An 18,834-nucleotide genomic window follows, 5' to 3' on the forward strand; every position below is an offset into this window, starting at 1 on the left:
ATTACTTTACCCCCATATATGTCTTTATTGCTCTAAGTTGGCCCATATATCCTGTACATCTACATAGATTTCCAGTTAAATAATGTTTTATTTCTTCTTCACTTGGATTTTCTAACTCTCTTTTCATAGCTATTACAGTCATTATAAATCCTGGTGAACAGAAACCACATTGCTCTGCACCTTCTTTTACAAGTATCTCAGCAAATTCACTTGCTTCTTCTTGTAAACCTTCTATTGTTGTAATATTTTTTTTATTAGCTCTTACAGATAATGTTGAACATGATAAAGCTGGTTTTCCATCTATCCATATACTACATAGACCACAACATCCTGTGTCACAACCTCTTTTTACACTTAGATTTCCTACTCTTCTTAGTGTATCTACTAAATATTCGTCAGCTTCCACATCTATATCAACTTTTTTTCCATTTACATTCATTGTGATTAACATGATGATACCTCCATTAAAGCGTTTTTAACTAATGATTTACATATAGCTTTTCTGTATTCCTTGCTAGCTCTTATATTTGAACCAAATACTAATTCTTCAGCAGCTATTTCACTTGCTTTTATTATATTTTCTTCATTTAATTCGTTCTCTGATAAAAACTCGCTTGCTTTATAAGCCACAGTTGCTCTTTGAGGTCTAGCTCCTACACATATTTTTAAGTTATCATCTTCTTTAGATACAGCTGCATTTAATATAGGGTAATCACTTCTTGAATTTCTCATACATTTATATATAGCATTTGTATCGTTTTTCTTTATATATAATTTAACTAGTATATCCTTTTCATATTTTTTATTAAGGAATTCTTCTAACAGTATTCTTCCTCCATTATATAACTCTACTTCTGTTTGTAGCGCAAGTAAACCTACAATTAAGTCAGAGAAACCATATCTAGAGAATACACTTCCTCCAACAGTTACTACATTTCTAAATTGAACACCTATTATATCCCTAACTGCCTTTGGTAAAATTCCATCAAAGTATTTATTTAATATAGGACTAACTTCTAAATCTCTTAGTGTAGTCATAGCTCCTATTTCTATATAATCTGAACTTTCTTCTATAATATTTAAGTTTAAGGCAGACAAATCTATCCCAGTACCTATTCTTTTTTTCCCCATTCTAAGGAAAGCACTACCTCCTATAACTATATTGTTTTTTCTTTTTGTAAGTATCTCATAAGCTTCTTCAAGTGACTGAGGTTGCACTAATTCCATTAGTGTAAACATAATACTTCCTCCCATAAAATATATTTTGTCATTATAATTTTAACCTTGTATATTATATCATAACTAGCTATTTTTTTCTAAACATTTTATTGTTTTTTTAAAATAATGTTCGTATTTATAAACATTTTATTATCCTAATAAAAAAAGACATATAAGAATTTCTTATACATCTTTTTTCTATTTATGCAGTAAGTGCTTTTTCTTCGCACATGTCTTCTTTAGGTAAAACCATATTAAGTATTACTGCTAGTATGGCAGGTAATACAGTTTTAGATTCTCCAAATATTAATTGTATAGACTCTGGAAAAGCATCAAAGAATCCTGGAACATAAGCAACTCCAAGTCCTAATCCTAATGACACAGCAATTATCATTGCATTTCTTTCAGTTAATTTATCAGTAGTTATAAGTCTTATACCACTTACTACTATCATAGAGAACATTACTATAGAAGCTCCTCCCAATACACTAGCTGGCATTAAAGATATAAGAGCTCCTACTTTTGGGAATATACCTGCTATTATTAATATGAAAGCTCCTGTAGCAACAACAAATCTATTAACTATTTTTGTCATAGCTACTATACCAACATTTTGACCAAAAGACGTATTTGGAAGTACATTAAATATAGCTCCTAAGAAACTTCCTATACCATCTGCTAAAACCGCTCCAATTATTTCTTTCTCACTAGCTTCACGATCAAGACCAGAGTTTGCAATGGCCGTTGTATCTCCTATAGTTTCTACTGTTGAAACCATATATACAAATATCATTGCTATTATAGCATCCATATGGAATGAAAATCCTAATTGGAATGGTACTGGTACAGATACAAATGCTGCCTGAGATAAAGAAGAAAAATCTATTTTACCCATAGGTATAGCTACTAAGTATCCAACTATTAATCCGATAAGTACTGATGATATACTAAGCATTCCTTTAGTATATTGTTTAAAAAATATAACTGTTATAAGTACGATTGTTCCTAAAAATAAATTTGATGGTGAAGCAAAGTCGGCTGCTCCTACACCACCTGCAAAATAATTAACTCCAGTTGGTAAAAGTGCGATTCCCATAGTTAAAACTACTATCCCTGTAACTACTGGCGGGAAATATTTTCTTATATGCTTTAATACTAATCCACCCACTAATATCTGAAATAGTGCTCCTATTAAGCAAGCTCCTAATATTCCCTCTATCCCATATTTAACACCTATTGCTGTAGCAGCAGGTACAAAACCAAAACTAGTTCCCATTACTATAGGAAGCTTTGCTCCTATTGGCCCAAGTGGATAACATTGTATTAATGTTACTATACCAGATACAAACATGGCACATTGTATTAACAATGCCTTTGTAGATGCATCCAGGCTTAAAACATTTGAAATTATTATAAGTGGCGTAACATTTCCTACAAACATTGCCAAGATATGTTGCAAACCTAACGGTATTGCTTCTGTTAATTTAGGTCTTCCGTCTAGCTGATAAATTACTTTCTTGTTCATAAAACTCTCCCCTAATCAAAACTAAATTATATATTTTCATATTATCGTTCGTCTTTTCAGTTTTAATTATATACGCTACTCCAAATTTTTACAAGTTTTTTACGAACTTTTTTTTATTTTTTTTATTTTTCATGCGATTTTCACCTTATATTTTATACTACATAATAAAAAAATCACCTCATAAAGAGGTGATTTTTGACAAATACACATATTTTTAAATCTACTACTACCTTTTAAATAACACTAATCTAATAGATTATTCTTCTTCCTGTAACATATCCTTTAACATAATATGATGTTGATAATTTTTCATATTTTACGGATTTTCCTGGACTTGGTGAGTGAATAAATTTACCATTACCAACATACATGCCCACATGTCTAATAGAATTTGTTCCACTATTAAAAAATACCAAGTCACCTGCTTTTAAATTACTTTTGCTTACATGTTTTCCATTTTTGGCTTGATCTCTAGATGTTCTATTTAAATAAATTCCTGCTTTTTTATAAGCATAATATGTAAGCCCTGAACAATCAAAAGAATTAGGTCCTGCAGCACCATAAACATATGGTTTACCTACTTGTGCTTTAACAGTAGATAATACTTTATCAAGTTTCGAATTACTTGATGGCTTATTAGAAGATGATGAGGAAGACGATGACGTATAACTTACTTTTATGTCATTTGAGTCTCCAGCATACACCTTTAAGTATTTAGTTGATACATATCCTGTAGTTGAACTTGATAGTTTTACCTTAGACCATCCATTACTATACGATGATATTACACCAACAACACTATTCTTTTTAATTGTTTTTTTAACACTATGTTTAGTTGAAGCACCTGATCTTACATTCAGTGCTGACGCTGTAACCTTACCTACTTTTCTTATTGAATCTGATGTAGTTGTTGATCCTGAAATTTTAGTATATTCATCAGTAATATATCTTGTTTTTCCTTTGTACTCAACCTTATACCAACCATTACTGCATCTTGATATGTATTTAAGTTTTGTTCCCTTACTTACTGTATCTACTATAGAATATTTTGTTCCAGCTCCACTTCTTATATTAACTCTACTTCCTGTAACTTGCACAGTTTTTGAACTAGAAGTTGAAGTTGAATCACCTTTTAATTTTGAATATTTATTACTTACATATCTAGTGCTACCTTTATATTTAACCTTATACCATCCATTACTGCATGTTGATATATATTCAAGTTTTGTTCCTTTTCTTACTGTACCTGCTATAGAATGTTTCGTACTAGATCCTGTTCTAACATTAAGAGCATCACATGTAACTTCTACAACTTTGCTACTCCTAACTTCACTAGCTTCTACATTTTCATTTATAGCTACTGATGGCATAATGCTTGTAGCTAGCATACCTACAGCTATTCCTTTTGAAATATTTTTTGTATTTTTGTTAAAAATCATATTCCACACATCACCTCATTTGTAACTTTTCTGTAATTTTTGTAACCCTTTTGTAACCATTGTAGCACAACAATAACAAAAATTTCTATATTTTTACAAAAAATAATAAATTAACAAAATAATAACCCCCTATATTTGTATAGGAGGCTATTACAATCTAGTATTTAAAAGCTCTTTTTATTTACACACTATATATATCTGAAAATTCTATATCACATCTTTCCACGTGCTTAAATTTTCTATCAGAATCATAGTCTTTATTATTTTCTTCTTTTAATATAATAGGAATTGTAAATGTAAACTGAGATCCTTCATTAACCCTGCTTTTCACATGAACTTTTCCTCCATGCATTTCCACCAAGTTTTTAACTAATGATAATCCTATACCACTACCTTCACACATCCTATTAAATGAACCATCAACTTGCCCAAACCTATCAAATATAATATCTAATTTATCCTCTGGAATACCTATACCAGTATCATAAACTGAAACAATTACATCCTTTTCAGTAGCATTAACATCAACCTTAATACATCCATTCTCCGGTGTAAATTTTACAGCATTTGATAAAAGATTAAGCATTATTCTTTCTATCTTATCTGGATCACAAAAAGTAATCAACTCTTCAACATTTGTATCAAATATAAGATTTATATTATTATTTTTTGTGTATTCTGCCACAGAAAGAGTTATATCCTCAATTACATTTATAATATTTTGATTGGATGATCTTAGCTCATATACTCCTGTATCCATCTTACTTATATCTATTAAATTATTAACTAATCTTAATAATCTATAAGAGTTTTGCTTTATATAATTAAGATGCTTCTTTAAATTTTCTACATCGATATTATTTTTTTCAATATTTTTATTAATAAGTTGCATCGTACCTATTAATATATTTATTGGTGTCCTAAATTCATGAGATATATTTGAAAAAAATTCATTTTTCACAATTTCTAATTGAACAGCTTCTTGTAATTTTCTTTTTTCTTTTTCTGTTTCTAATTTTTTTGTAATATCTCTTGCCGAAGTCACATATACTTCTTGATTAGATATGTACATGCTACTCCATTCAAGATGAACATAGTGGCCTTTCTTATGTCGAAATCGAATAACATGTCTAGTGATCTCACCATCTTTATCTGCATAATTTTTATTTTTAAAACACTCCACCTCTTCAGGATGAACAATATCTTTTATTGGCATTGATAATAATTCGTCTTCTGTCCAACCTAAAACATTATACCAGTTTGGACTAACTCTTTTAAAATATGTATCTTTTCCAACCATGGATACTAAATCAGCAGAAACTTTTAAGTACTGTTCTAGCTCTTTTTCAGTATACTTACGCATTTTATTTTCAACAAATACCTGATTTGAAAGCCTAACATTTTTAACAATCATGGCTATTTTATTACATATATGTTTCATAAATTCATCATAGTTATATTTAGGTGAATTATTATTATTATAACTTAAAACTATAATTCCAATAAATTCATTACTCAACTCTATTCTATAGTTACCTGCATAGTTCAAATCATCCATACATATTTTCTCCCAAATTGGTAAGTTTTTTATTTTTGACTTAGAGTACAGAATATTGAAATAATTTTTATTTTTATTCGAGTATAATTCATCTATTTTACATGGTATAAATTTTAAACTTTCAAGATATTTATTAGAATTTTTTAATTTTATGAATGGTATTAAACCTTCTTTATGATTGTCATACATAAGTATTGATAAACCATCTGCCTGGGTATGTTCTAGTATCCGTTGTCCAATATTACTTAGTATTTTCCTCAAATCAGTATTACTTCCCTTAATGTCATTGTAATCACTTTTAATTATTGTTTTATTAAAGTTCTTGTATAGGTCTTCTGATACATTTTTTGATAAATTAATTTTTTCGGATGTAGCCACTATGTATTTAAATTTTTCATTTTCATCATATACTGGACATTTGTAACTTTTATTCCACTGAATATTATCATCAACTACAAGTTTTTCGTGAAATACTTTAGGTCTTTTATTCTCAAATACTTCTCTATTATTCACTTCAAATCCTTCACAAATTTCATTTTGCCAATAATTACTATTATATTTTCCTATAATATCTTCTCTTGTCAAATTGAACATATTTGCAAATGATTTATTAGCATATAAATACTTCCCATCCTTGTTTATCACAAACGTAGAAATCTTAATATTCTCTAAAATATCTTCTAACATTTCCATTGTATAGGGTTTTGAGTTTACTTCATTACCTACTATAAAAATACTTTTCTCATTATTAAAATATTCTATTGTAATATTGGAATTAACTTTAACTATTTCATTAGATTTTGAACAAAAATCTAAAATTTTACTTTTATCTTCTATTTCTATAAGCTCATTTATAACATTATTTTCTTTGCTTTTTATTATTTTTAAAATATTCAAATTTAATACATCTTCTTTAATGTAATTCAATCGTTTTAAAAAACTTTCATTACAAAAAATTATCTCCCCGACATAGTTTAGTACAACAATATAGTCACTAATTTTATTGTATATTGATAACATTTCCAATCCCCTCTTACCCTATTAGTAATAATTTGTCTGTATTATTACTACATATTTTAACACATTTTTGTATTGTTTTATATAATTAGTTAAGTTACACCATATGTTGCCAATTTTTTTCAATAAATAAATCATTCTAAATTCAAAAACTATTTTTTCTTTTATATATAGTCAAATTGAATAGTAAAAGGGATAGAAAGCTATCATATAATAGCTTTCTATCCCTTTATTAGATTTTTTATATTAAGCTTATTTTCCAAAATGTCTTTCTAATAATCCTAAGAATGCTTTACCGTGTCTAGCTTCATCTTTACACATTTCATGAACTGTATCATGTATAGCATCTAATCCTAACTCTTTAGCTCTCTTAGCTATTTTTAATTTACCTTCAGTAGCTCCATATTCTGCTTCAACTCTAGCTTCTAAGTTTTTCTTAGTATCAGCAACAACTACTTCTCCTAATAATTCAGCAAATTTAGCAGCATGTTCTGCTTCTTCGAAAGCTATTCTCTTGTACGCTTCTGCAACTTCTGGATGTCCTTCTCTATCAGCTTGTCTTGACATAGCCAAGTACATTCCTACTTCTGTACATTCTCCAACGAAGTTAGCTCTTAACCCTTCAACTATTTCTTCGTCAATCCCTTGAGCTACACCTATTCTATGCTCGTCAGCCCAATTCATTTCACCTTTCATTTCTTCGAACTTTTCAGCTCCTACTTTACATACTGGACATACTTCTGGAGCAGTTTCTCCTTCATATATATAACCACATACTGTACAAACAAATTTTTTCATTTTTTATTTCCTCCATTTTTTATTTATATTCTCTTACTTTTAGTAGTCAGTTTTAAATGTTAATACTTACTTACAATTTTATATATACCCACCACTTTTTACATTAAACAGGGTTTTTGAATTTTATTTGCATAGTTACATCATAATACATCAGATAAGTTATTTATTTTTAGCAAAAAAGTCACTGGAGTTATGTCTCCAATGACTTTTTTATATAATTCATGCTTTCTTACATTAATTTTATTATCTTTAAATCTAGAATTTAACCTTAATATTTTCTCTTTCTTCAGGATTTTCCAATTCAAAAAAAGGTTCTTCCTTAAATTTAAACAAGCTTGCAATTATACAACTTGGCACACTTTGTACTGTTTTATTAAGATTTTTTACTGTTCCATTATAATATCTTCTTGATTTTTCAATTTCTGATTCTATATTTTGTAATTCTTTTTGTAAATTTATAAACTGATTGTCAGCTTTTAGATCTGGATAGTTTTCAGAAATCATTAATAATCTACTTAATGCATTAGATAATTCTCCTTCATATTTTGACTTATCTTCTGGAGAACTTGAAATGGCATTTCCTCTTGCCTGAACTACATTTTGCAAAGTTTCCTTTTCATGAGCTGCATATCCTTTTACTATTTCTACTAAATTAGGTATAAGGTCGTATCTTTTCTTTAAGAATACGTCTATAGTAGAAAATCCTTCTTTTACATTCATTCTAAGTGATACAAGCTTGTTGTACGTTGCAACACCCCATATTACAATAACACCTGCTATTACTAAAATAATAATCCCCGTCATTATTTCACCTCCATTTTATTATACTTTATATTTATTTAGTTCTACCAACTTGAGCCTCCTCCACCACCAGAGCCTCCTCCACTAAATCCGCCACCTCCGAATCCTCCTCCTGAGCTACCAGAAGAAGTGTCTATAATGTGACTTGCTGTGGATTCTACTTTATTTAAATCATTTACGAACATATTTAAGGCAATATAGTTATTTAATGGATAATAAGTATCATAGTAAGATGGTTGTTCCATAGAAATATCCTTAAACTTATTGGCCCATTTTTTAGTTACTCCAAGAACTTGTGCATAAGGAAGTGTATTATAAAAATACTCTGGATCTTCTTCTAACAAAGATTCTAATCTTTCTTTTTCTGCTACTTCCATAAAGTTTCTAAATCCTACTATTTCACCTAGTAATTCTTTGCCATAATCACTTCGTTTTGGAATACAGCTACTCAATATATTTCCAATTAATGATACTACTATACTGGCTATTATTATAAGTCCATCCAAGTCAGAAAATAAAAATGGTAATCTTATTATGATTAAGTAAATAAAACTAATAACCATTACACCAATAATTTTATTATTTTTCTTAATTAATCCATGTCTTTTCTTTAATAATTGATAAAAAATTAAGTAAAATACAAGATGTACAACTAATAATAAAATACTAAATAATATACATCCTAATACAGACCCATGATCTACCTCTCTAGCAGCCATCATACATGATATTATCGGTATTGCAGATATTATATTTAGTAAAAATCCCGCTTTTTTAGAAGCACTATCTCTAAGTTTTTTCTCATATTTAAATTCTTCAGTAACACCTTTTACTGCCTTACTTACTTCTTCCCCAAAATAAGTTTTTAATTTTTCACCAGTTACTTTTTTACCATCACCATATTTAAATAAACTATTGAATAAATTTTTTTCATAAGGTTTATGGTTACTATCTATTTCTTTTAATTTTTCAATGGTGAACTTATTTTTTTCCTTCATAATTATTTTTATATAACCTTCACTTGCCCAATAGAATAATAATGATGTAACTTGTGAGTTGCTAATACTTTCATTGAAACCATATGCAACTTCTGCACTATTCATAGATCTAGGCGGATAAAATTGAACCACTGGTGTTACAGGATTTTTATCTTTAAATCTAAAATATAAAAAAACAATTATAAGTAATATTACAGGTGTTGAAAATTTAACAATATTTGCAGATACAGGCAAAGGTCTTACAAATAAATTTTCATCTATATCAATACTTAGATTTACATCTTCGCCATCATATATAGTATTTTTATTTGTAAATATTACATTATTATCATCTTTTTCTAAATTAAATCTATCAGTACCATAATTGGCTCCTTTTTCATTAAAATCCACAGTTGCATTATTTATTAGAAAAGGAGAATTTACCTTTACTTTGAGATTTTCTAGTTTTCCATCTAAAGTTGTCTCTACTATCTTAAATACAATATCATCACTAAGCTTAGGCTCAATTGTATATGATACTTTAAAGTTATATTCATCTCTACTTTTATCTAAAGTTATAATTCCATGTTTTTCATTGTAAGATACACTTTTATCATTTACACTCATATTTAATAAATAAAAATTTTTACCCTTTATAATGTCGAACAGATCAATCATAATATTCTCTTCACCCGAATAGTTCTTATTTATTTTTATTTTAAAATCACGTTGTATTTCATACTTTTTGTCATCTGTAATATTGATATCTATGAATTGCTTTTCGATTATATATGGATATTGTTTTATAGGTGCATTTTTAAAGGCTCCCTCGTTTAACATAGCATTTACTGTTATAGCATTATGAGGTTTTATAGTATTTATTGAATTTATATAAATTTTATTGTTTTTCACCTCATATTGTACATTTTTTGAATCTTTACTGCCATATTCACCATCAGTAACATTTATTTTTTCTAAATTTGCTTTCTTTGGATAAGTAATTGTTGAAGTGAAATTTTCAATTTTCGTGTCCCATTGATCTCCCAAGACGTTTAAATAAATATAGTCACCTTCTGGCTTTTCCTCGTTATAGTTTTCCATGGTGTATGTTATTTTATAAGTTTTATCACCACTTATCGTTTCGTCTTCATCACCTATCTTTATCTTCATGTCAAATGAGTCTTCTATTTCATAAGGTGCACCTTCTACAGATACGTCTTTTATATTGTAATCTTCTAATCGCGTAGATGTGGGTATATTTCTAATAATTCCATGACGTTCTTCATTAAAATATACATCTATAGTCTCCGTTATCTTAAATTCCCTTTTGTCATTTATATCCACATTTACATACATATTTTTTATATAATAACCATTGTCTTGTGCATAAACCCTAAACGAAGATATGTTAATAGATATTACTATCAGAACCAAAAATAATACTATTTTTTTAAATCTTATCACCCATGCCCCCTCCTTTTTATCTCTTACTAAATATAGTAACATAGTTCAAATAAAGGGTATATCTTTTTTATAATATACTTTTCTCCCACCAATTTTTATTTTAAATTAGAGGTATAATAAAAAAATAGAGGAGTATGTTATACAAACAACAACGTCATATACTCCTCTATTTTTATTCAATAATTTATATTTATCATTCCAAAAAATGTTTTCACACCAAGTATTAATTATATATATCAGAAAATTCAATTTTACACTTTTCTATACTTAAATTATTCTTTTCAAAAGGAGAAATATTTTTTGCTTCATCATTAATTTTTAAATTCTTAGGCAGTGCAAAAGTAAAAGTAGAGCCTTCATTTTCTACACTTTCAACTTTAATATTTCCACCGTGAAGTTTTATTATTGATTGAACAAGATACAACCCTATACCACTACTCTCATATCGTTTTTTAAAGTCTACATTTGCTTGTCCAAATCTATCAAAAATAATTTCTAACTTATCTTTTGGTATTCCTCTTCCATTGTCTTTTATACTTACAAAAACAAATTCTTTATCGTTACATATATTTACAAGTATTCTGCTATTTTCTTTTAATGAATATTTGATAGCATTTGATAATAAGTTTAACACTACTCTTTCTATAGCATCTGGATCACAAGCCATTTCAATTTCTTCACATTCTGTATCAAATATTATTTCAACACCTTTATTTTTTGCATGTTCAACTACGGATAAACATATATCCTCTACTATATTAACTATATTATTTTTACTCAAATTAATATTATAATATCCAATATCCATTTTGCTAATATCAGTTAAATTATTTACCAATTTTAAAAGTCTATATGAGTTTTGTTTTATATTTTTTAAGTATCTGCACAAATCATCATTTTGTATTTTCCCATAATTTTCAGTACTCTTTTCCATAACTTGCATTGTTCCTAGGATAATATTTAAAGGTGTCTTAAACTCATGAGACATATTTGTAAAGAAATCACATTTCATAGCTTCTAACTTTATTCTTTCTTCAAGATTTTTTTGTCTTTCTTCCTCAACTATTTTTTCTGTAATATCTTTCCCTGTAACAAAATATCCACTTATTTTTTCAGAATACTCTATATTCCAATGAATCCATTTATAAGTGCCATTTTTACATAAATACCTTGTTTTAATTTCAGTTTTTCTATTTTCTTTATCATTTATTTTCGATAGATATTTATTTATATCACTTAACTCTTTTAAATCTTCAAAATACACATAATCGTATATCCCTTTATTTAGCAGCTCTTCTTTTGTCCAACCTAGTATTTTAGTCCAACTGGAGCTTAGATTTATTATTCGTTGATTTTCATCATATATGCAAACTAAATCCGTTGATTTTTCTAAATATTCATCAAGTTCATTTTCTATTATCGTTCTTTTTTGATTTTCTAAAATTACCTCTTTATTTAATAACCAACTTCTTAAAATTATTGAAATTAATTTACAAACACCATTCATATAATCATAAGGTATATTGTTATATACTGTTTCTTCCTTGTAAATAATTTGTAAACTTCCTATAAATTCATTGTCTACAGAAAGCTTATACGCACTAAAAATATGATTTTTATAAGATTTTTCTAGTTCACAGCGTTTATGTTTTTTCATATTTATAAGCTTTTCAACTCTATCTTTATGATATAATTCTGTGTTTTCCTGTTTTATAATCTCTAATTCTTTCATATTTATGTTAATTTTAGTAAATATTTTAGTATACTTTATATCATCTCCCAATTCTAAAAATGGAATTAAAGCACTTTCTTTTTTATTGAAAATATAGATAGATATGCCGTCTGATTTTGTATTTTCTAATATGTCTTTACATATATGTGTAATTGTTTCCTTTACACTTTCATCAGATTTTAATGTATTTACATCATTTAAATTTTTATATATATTCATTTCCTCCATAATACTCCTCCAGAACAAATAATCTTAAAATTTCCCTTTAATACTAATTATAGATTTAAAATACTTTAATATCTACGACCTTTTTAAATTTTTTCCTAAATTTTGTTAAATATAAAACAATCAATGCTTTTTATTTATCGATTATAATATTTATATACTATATATTAACTCTTTTAAAAAGCATATAAAAAAGTGATATCTCAAAATAATTTATATTTCAAAATATCACCTTTGTATTTTTGTTAAATTGTAAAATTATTAAACCTTACTAAACATTGCGTCAGCATATCTTAATGATTCTAAGTATATAGAGGAAATAGTTTCTTTGTCTAAATTATAATTTTCATTAAATTTTTCAACTATATCCCAATTACTTAATTCATATTCTTTTACACATTCTAAGGAGTCATATAATACTCCCTCTTTATTTATAAAGGCCGTTTTAATTATTTCGGATAGTCCTAAAGAATCTAAAATTGACAATATATCTTCTTCTAAAATATTATCTATTAAAGATAATAATCCAGTCATATATGCATCATGTCTCATATATTTATAATCTAATTTAGTTATGATTTTTTCCATAAATGTTGCCCTAAATAAAGATGATTTTGCAAATTCATCATTATCCTCGCCTGTCATATCTCGTAAAAACAAAAGCATTATCCATCTTTGGGTTTCTACAATTCCTAAACGTACTAAAGCTTGTTTTACTGAATTAATCTCAGTTCCTCTATAGTATATAGATGTATTCATCAAAGATAATAGTTTATAAGTTAGACCTACATCTAATTTTATTATTTCTTCTAAAGCATCAAATTCAGGATTTCCTTTTGATATTTCTTCCCATAAGCGTGAATATGATGATGATGCAATACAAAGGCTGTCTTTTGATATCATTATAGGTTTGCTAAAATAATATCCTTGAAATAAAGTGTATCCATCTCTCATTGCATTTATATAATCATCTTCTGTTTCAATTCTTTCCGCAACTAGCTTTTTGCTATTTCTATACTTCTTAGCTATTTCTCTTCTCTTGTCTGTATCAAGTAAACTATATTCAACTTTTATAATATCTATATAAGGTAATAGTGCATCATAAGTACCATCATCCACAAAATCATCAAGTGCTAATGTATATTTTTTATATTTGAGAAAAGCAACTCTATCTATTAGCTCTTCATCCATTTCAGTATTTTCTAAAATTTCAATTATAATGTTCTTTGAATTAAAAAGTAAAGGTATGTCAGACATTAAGGATTCTTTATTAAAGTTTATAAATCCATATTTTTGTTTAATCAAAGAATATAAATCAAATTCTGATAAAACATTATAAGTTAGTTCTCTTGTAGCTTCATCTTCATCGATATTAGCATATCTATTTTCATTACTATTTCTATGTAATAACTCATATCCAAATAACAGTTTATCACTATTAAAAATAGGTTGCCTTGCTATATAAATTTTCATAAAGACCCCCCAATCATTTAAATATTTTTCAACCAATATATATATTAATACATATATTTACAAAATACCATTAATTTAGACATATTAATTATTTTATATCGTAATTTGGGTAAATTTTTCAGAATATAAGGGGTTATTAGAGAAATTTAAATCTTTTTACATATCTATACTCAGGTGAAATAATGTGTTTTTGTATTTATTTTATGGACTAATTACTTGTATTTTTATCTTCACTTCCCATTATAAAAACACCAAGCCCCATTACTAATGCTCCCCCAGCCATATTTCCAAGGGTTACTGCTACTAAATTGTAAACAGCTCCTGCTAATGTTGCACCTTGAATAACTGGTGATATTAAAACTACAGAAAATATTGTCATATTTGCAACACTATGCTCAAATCCACTAGTTATAAAAGCGAATAAACACAAAAATATCATAAGTATTTTTGCTGTATCGTCATTAGTTCTAAATGAACATAAAACCGCTACGCAAACTAATATATTGCAAAGAACACCTCTAAAAAATAACGATATAAATGGTGCTGATGCTTTTGCTATAGAAGTTGTCGCAAAAAATTCCGTTACTGGCCCCTCATTCACAAGACCTGTTCCAACGAAAAATCCTGCAACTAGTATAGACCCAAGTAAATTCCCTAAAAAACTAAATATCCATACTTTACTCATATCTAAAGTTGAAACACCTTTATTTAATCTTCCCACGGTCATAACCATGTTATTTCCTGTAAATAATTCTGTCCCTGTCATTATTACTAAGCATAACGCTACTGCAAAAGATAATCCCATCATTATTTTCGTTGCAGGAGAGTTTGCTGCACCTAATAATCCACCAACTGTAAATATTAATATGATTCCTAATCCCACATATAATCCTGCAAAAGCTGACGATACTAAGTATTTTAATTTGTTATTGTCTAATAAATTGATTTTATTTTTTGCTGCGCCACTTATTTTTAATACTGTTTCATTATGCATAATAAACCCTCCTGAATTTTTAATATTTTATACCACTCCAATAAATATTTTCATTTACTTTAACTATGTCTGAAAACTCTACGCCTTCTAAAGCCCACTTTTTATATTCCATAAATCCAGTTCTATCAATTATATATCCTATATGCTCTTTTCCCCCTGGAGCATCTTTATCTATATATTCTTTAACATATTTATAAGTATTAAGGACTATTTTTATTATTGATTCTTCATCAGCCCAAACTAGAAAATCTTCAGCAAGTCTTGGATTTTTTTTACCTGTTCTACCCATGATAGATAGCCTATAATATTTATTTTCATCTCTAGTCCATGCACTTGTTGGACAGTTTAGTGTACATTCTCCACATCCTATACATTTGTCGTGATTTCTTATTATCTTGTAGTTTTCCATTTTAAGAGCACCAGTGGAAAGTTTTTCACATTTTTTTACACAAGCACCACAAGATACGCATCTATCTTTATCATATAAAGGAAGTGTCATTCCTATTATTCCAAAGTCGTGAGTTCTTGCTTTTATACAATCATTTGGGCATCCTGTAAAAGCAATTTTAAAGTGTAAATCATTTGGAAATACTGCTTTTTCCATTTTTTTTGCAAATTCAGTAGTGTTATATTGTGCCTTTGGACAGACTTTATTTCCTATACAAGCGCATATGTTTCTAGTCCCTGCTGCTGGATATCCTGAGTCTTTTGTCTCTTGATTAATTTCCATTTTTTCTATAACAGGTTGAATTATTTTGTTTACTTCTTCCATATTTTCCATTTTTATACCAAGGATTTCAAAACCTTGTCTAGTTGTAATATGGATTTGTCCATTACCGTATTCATTAGCTATTTTTGAAACTATCATTAAACTTTCTGGATCTACGCATCCTCCAGGAATTCTAACTCTTAGAGAAGTTTCATATTTATTCTTAGTAATCCTATAAGCATTTTTCATTACTTTTTTAGTATTTACATCTCTTAACATTATCTTTCCCCCTAATCTATAAGACTTTTTGCATAAGAATAATCAAATACTGGACCATCTATACAAATATAAGTGTCATCCATTTTACAATGTCCACATTTGCCTACTCCACAGCACATTTTTCTTTCATAAGAAACCCATATATTTTTTTCATCTAAATCTCTTTTTAAAAATTCTCCAACAGTAAACTTCATCATCATTGGTGGTCCAACAACTATTGCAGACATATTAGTTACATCGTCTATATTTAGTTGGGGAATATATTTTGTAACAAGACCCACATTTCCCTCATATCTTTCCTCTGCTTTATCAACTGTTACAAGGACATCTAATTTCTCACTCCATTTTTTTATGTCGTCTTTGAACAATAAATCTTTTGGAGATTTGAAACCTACTATTAACTTAAAGCTTTTGCATTTTTGGGGATTATGGTAGAAGTGTTCAACTATTCCTCTTACAGGTGCCAAACCACTTCCTCCTGCAACAACTACAACTTCCCTATCCTCGTAAAAACTTACATCGAAGCCATTTCCATAAGGTCCTCTTATAAAAAATTTATCTCCTACTCTGTAGTTAAATAACTCACTAGTTACTTTCCCCACATTTCTTATGGTGAAATCTATATAATTTTCTCCATATCCACTTACTGAAATTGGGGACTCTCCGTATTTTGGTATTGATATTTCATAAAATTTTCCTGGAAGCACATTTTTAGTATAAGTCTCTACTCTAAAAGTCCATTCAATTTCTGTATGTTTTACTATACTTATTATTGGTGCTGCCACTGGTATATAAGCATTCATTTATTTTTCCTCCTCATTAACTACTTTTTTAACTTTATCTATACACTGAGAAAATGATATATATTGCGGACATGCATCGTCACACCTTCCACATCCTACACACATGTCATATCCAAATCTTTTATTAAAGTCATAAATTTTGTGCATTACTTTAAATCTCATTCTCTCACCTTGTTTTTTTCTAAATGAGTGACCACCTGCCATATCAGTATATCCATCTACTTGACATGATGCCCAGACTCTTCTTCTTTCTCCTACCTTCTCATTTTCTTTGTAGAAAACATCCTGCATTGTAAAGCAACTACATGTTGGACAGACAAAATTGCATCTTCCGCAAGCTATACATCTTGCATCATATTCATTCCACATTTCATGTTTTGATAATTGGGCAGAATTTATATTTCTTGGAACTTCTACTGATATATTATTTGATTTTACATAATCAACTTCAAAGTCACATTCTTGACCTTTAAATATATCTAAATCTTCATCTTTTATGTCTAAATAAACTTCATCTTCTCTTAAATTTAATCCCATTGAATAGTTGTCAGATTTGTTTGACTTCATACTTACACAAAAACAATTTCTATAGCTTTCTTTGCATCCTATTAGAACGAATTTAACTTTTTTTCTTAATCTTTCGTAGAAGAAATCCTTTTCCATGCCATTATTCAAATAAATTTCATCTAATCTTTTTATTCCATTTAAATCACAAGCTCTAAGAAAAACTAATAACTTTTTCTCACCTAAATCACTTGTTTTAAATTCTTTTTCAGTAAAATAAAAAAGTATCTGATTTACTGGCAATATTATTTCTTTTGCAGAAAAATTAGACTTTTTATTAAATTCTATGTCCTCTATTCTTTCAATTTCTTCGTATTTCGTTAAATCCGTATCAGAAAAAGTGCCTTTGAAGGGTTTTGTCACAGGTGCTAATATTTTGTATTCTAACTTTAATCTTTTCAAACCTTGATTAAATCTTTGTTTATCTAATTTAATTTTCATATATTCTCCTCCCTTTAATTTGTTAAAAAAATAATAACATGGTATACTACCCTAAGTCTGTGATATTAATCACAAAATTGTGAATAAATTATGAATTTTAATTAAGAAACTAAAAAAGCGCCTACCAAAAGGTAGGCACTTAGTACTATGTATTTTTAAAATAGGATGATAGTTCATCTCTTTTAATATACATTTTTTTATTTTCTATTTTAACTAAATTTTCATCTTGTAAAACTTTCATAGATCTAGATAAAGTTTCTCTTTTACATCCAAGCATATCAGCAATATATGTTATGGTTAAGTTAGCATTAATTAAAGTCCATTCATCTTTTTCTACACCAAATTCTCTACCCATTCTATAAAGCTTGGCAGCAAGCTTTTTGTCCATTCTTATGGATATGGAGTTTTTAAGTTGTCGATAAAGTCTTCTGTTAATATTTTGTAAGTGATTTAATACGTTTTTAGTTAAGATAAAATCACTTTCCATGATCTTCATAAAATCCTTAGAACTACATTCTAACAAAGTGCTTTTTTCAAAAGCTTCACATGATACTGCACTACTTTTTTTCTCATCTATAAAAATATCATTTATCATTTGTCCTTTTGGAAGTATAAAGATAATTTTTCTTTCACCACTTTCATTTATTTTAAATAAAGAAATTTTACCTTCTTTAATAAAATAAATTTTATCCACCATATCTCTTTCATAAAAGAGAATTTCTTTCTTTGATAATTTTTTAGTTTTAAGTATTTTTTCTAGATTAACTTTGCTTTCTTCCTTTATATTTTTAAATACCTCTATATTATTCATATGAGT

The 18,834-nt window shown here is 27.8% G+C and carries 15 protein-coding genes; all 15 read right to left on the reverse strand.

What is annotated here, in order from left to right; all coding sequences use genetic code 11:
* Position 1: 1 nt before the first annotated feature.
* Positions 2-451: a (2Fe-2S)-binding protein gene (locus TEGL_RS11925; RefSeq protein WP_018590510.1), complete on the reverse strand. Its 450-nt coding sequence runs from the start codon at positions 449-451 to the stop codon at positions 2-4.
* The gene (locus TEGL_RS11930) at positions 445-1,239 is read right to left on the reverse strand and encodes an FAD binding domain-containing protein (RefSeq protein ID WP_018590509.1); all 795 of its coding nucleotides are present in this window, start codon (positions 1,237-1,239) and stop codon (positions 445-447) included. The genes TEGL_RS11925 and TEGL_RS11930 overlap by 7 nt, the downstream gene beginning before the upstream one ends.
* Positions 1,240-1,420: 181 nt before the next feature.
* A complete protein-coding gene (locus tag TEGL_RS11935; protein WP_018590508.1) occupies positions 1,421-2,743 on the reverse strand; it encodes a uracil-xanthine permease family protein in 1,323 nt (440 codons plus the stop codon).
* Between the two features lie 248 nt (positions 2,744-2,991).
* Positions 2,992-4,182, reverse strand: coding sequence for a C40 family peptidase (locus tag TEGL_RS11940; protein WP_018590507.1), 1,191 nt, complete (start codon positions 4,180-4,182; stop codon positions 2,992-2,994).
* A 181-nt stretch (positions 4,183-4,363) separates the two neighbouring features.
* Positions 4,364-6,760, reverse strand: coding sequence for an ATP-binding protein (locus tag TEGL_RS11945; RefSeq protein ID WP_018590506.1), 2,397 nt, complete (start codon positions 6,758-6,760; stop codon positions 4,364-4,366).
* Between the two features lie 249 nt (positions 6,761-7,009).
* Positions 7,010-7,555: an NADH peroxidase gene (locus tag TEGL_RS11950; RefSeq protein WP_027626955.1), complete on the reverse strand. Its 546-nt coding sequence runs from the start codon at positions 7,553-7,555 to the stop codon at positions 7,010-7,012.
* Positions 7,556-7,810: 255 nt separating this feature from the next.
* The gene (locus TEGL_RS11955; protein ID WP_018592727.1) at positions 7,811-8,359 is read right to left on the reverse strand and encodes a LemA family protein; all 549 of its coding nucleotides are present in this window, start codon (positions 8,357-8,359) and stop codon (positions 7,811-7,813) included.
* A gap of 41 nt (positions 8,360-8,400) precedes the next feature.
* Complete coding sequence (locus TEGL_RS11960) at positions 8,401-10,797, reverse strand: DUF2207 family protein (protein WP_018592726.1); 2,397 nt, start codon at positions 10,795-10,797, stop codon at positions 8,401-8,403.
* Positions 10,798-11,020: 223 nt separating this feature from the next.
* The gene (locus TEGL_RS11965) at positions 11,021-12,757 is read right to left on the reverse strand and encodes a PAS domain-containing sensor histidine kinase (RefSeq protein WP_018592725.1); all 1,737 of its coding nucleotides are present in this window, start codon (positions 12,755-12,757) and stop codon (positions 11,021-11,023) included.
* 258 nt (positions 12,758-13,015) lie between these two features.
* Positions 13,016-14,227, reverse strand: a complete 1,212-nt coding sequence (locus TEGL_RS11970) for an EAL and HDOD domain-containing protein (RefSeq protein WP_018592724.1) — start codon at positions 14,225-14,227, stop codon at positions 13,016-13,018.
* Positions 14,228-14,435: 208 nt separating this feature from the next.
* On the reverse strand, positions 14,436-15,221 hold the full coding sequence (locus TEGL_RS11975; protein WP_018592723.1) for a formate/nitrite transporter family protein: 786 nt from the start codon (positions 15,219-15,221) through the stop codon (positions 14,436-14,438).
* Positions 15,222-15,240: 19 nt separating this feature from the next.
* A complete protein-coding gene (gene asrC / locus TEGL_RS11980; RefSeq protein ID WP_018592722.1) occupies positions 15,241-16,209 on the reverse strand; it encodes a sulfite reductase subunit C in 969 nt (322 codons plus the stop codon).
* Between the two features lie 11 nt (positions 16,210-16,220).
* A complete protein-coding gene (gene asrB / locus TEGL_RS11985) occupies positions 16,221-17,012 on the reverse strand; it encodes an anaerobic sulfite reductase subunit AsrB (protein WP_018592721.1) in 792 nt (263 codons plus the stop codon).
* A complete protein-coding gene (asrA, locus tag TEGL_RS11990) occupies positions 17,013-18,017 on the reverse strand; it encodes an anaerobic sulfite reductase subunit AsrA (protein ID WP_018592720.1) in 1,005 nt (334 codons plus the stop codon).
* A gap of 145 nt (positions 18,018-18,162) precedes the next feature.
* Positions 18,163-18,828, reverse strand: coding sequence for a Crp/Fnr family transcriptional regulator (locus TEGL_RS11995; protein ID WP_018592719.1), 666 nt, complete (start codon positions 18,826-18,828; stop codon positions 18,163-18,165).
* Positions 18,829-18,834: the final 6 nt, after the last annotated feature.

The organism is Terrisporobacter glycolicus ATCC 14880 = DSM 1288, from assembly GCF_036812735.1.
Classification (GTDB): domain Bacteria; phylum Bacillota; class Clostridia; order Peptostreptococcales; family Peptostreptococcaceae; genus Terrisporobacter; species Terrisporobacter glycolicus.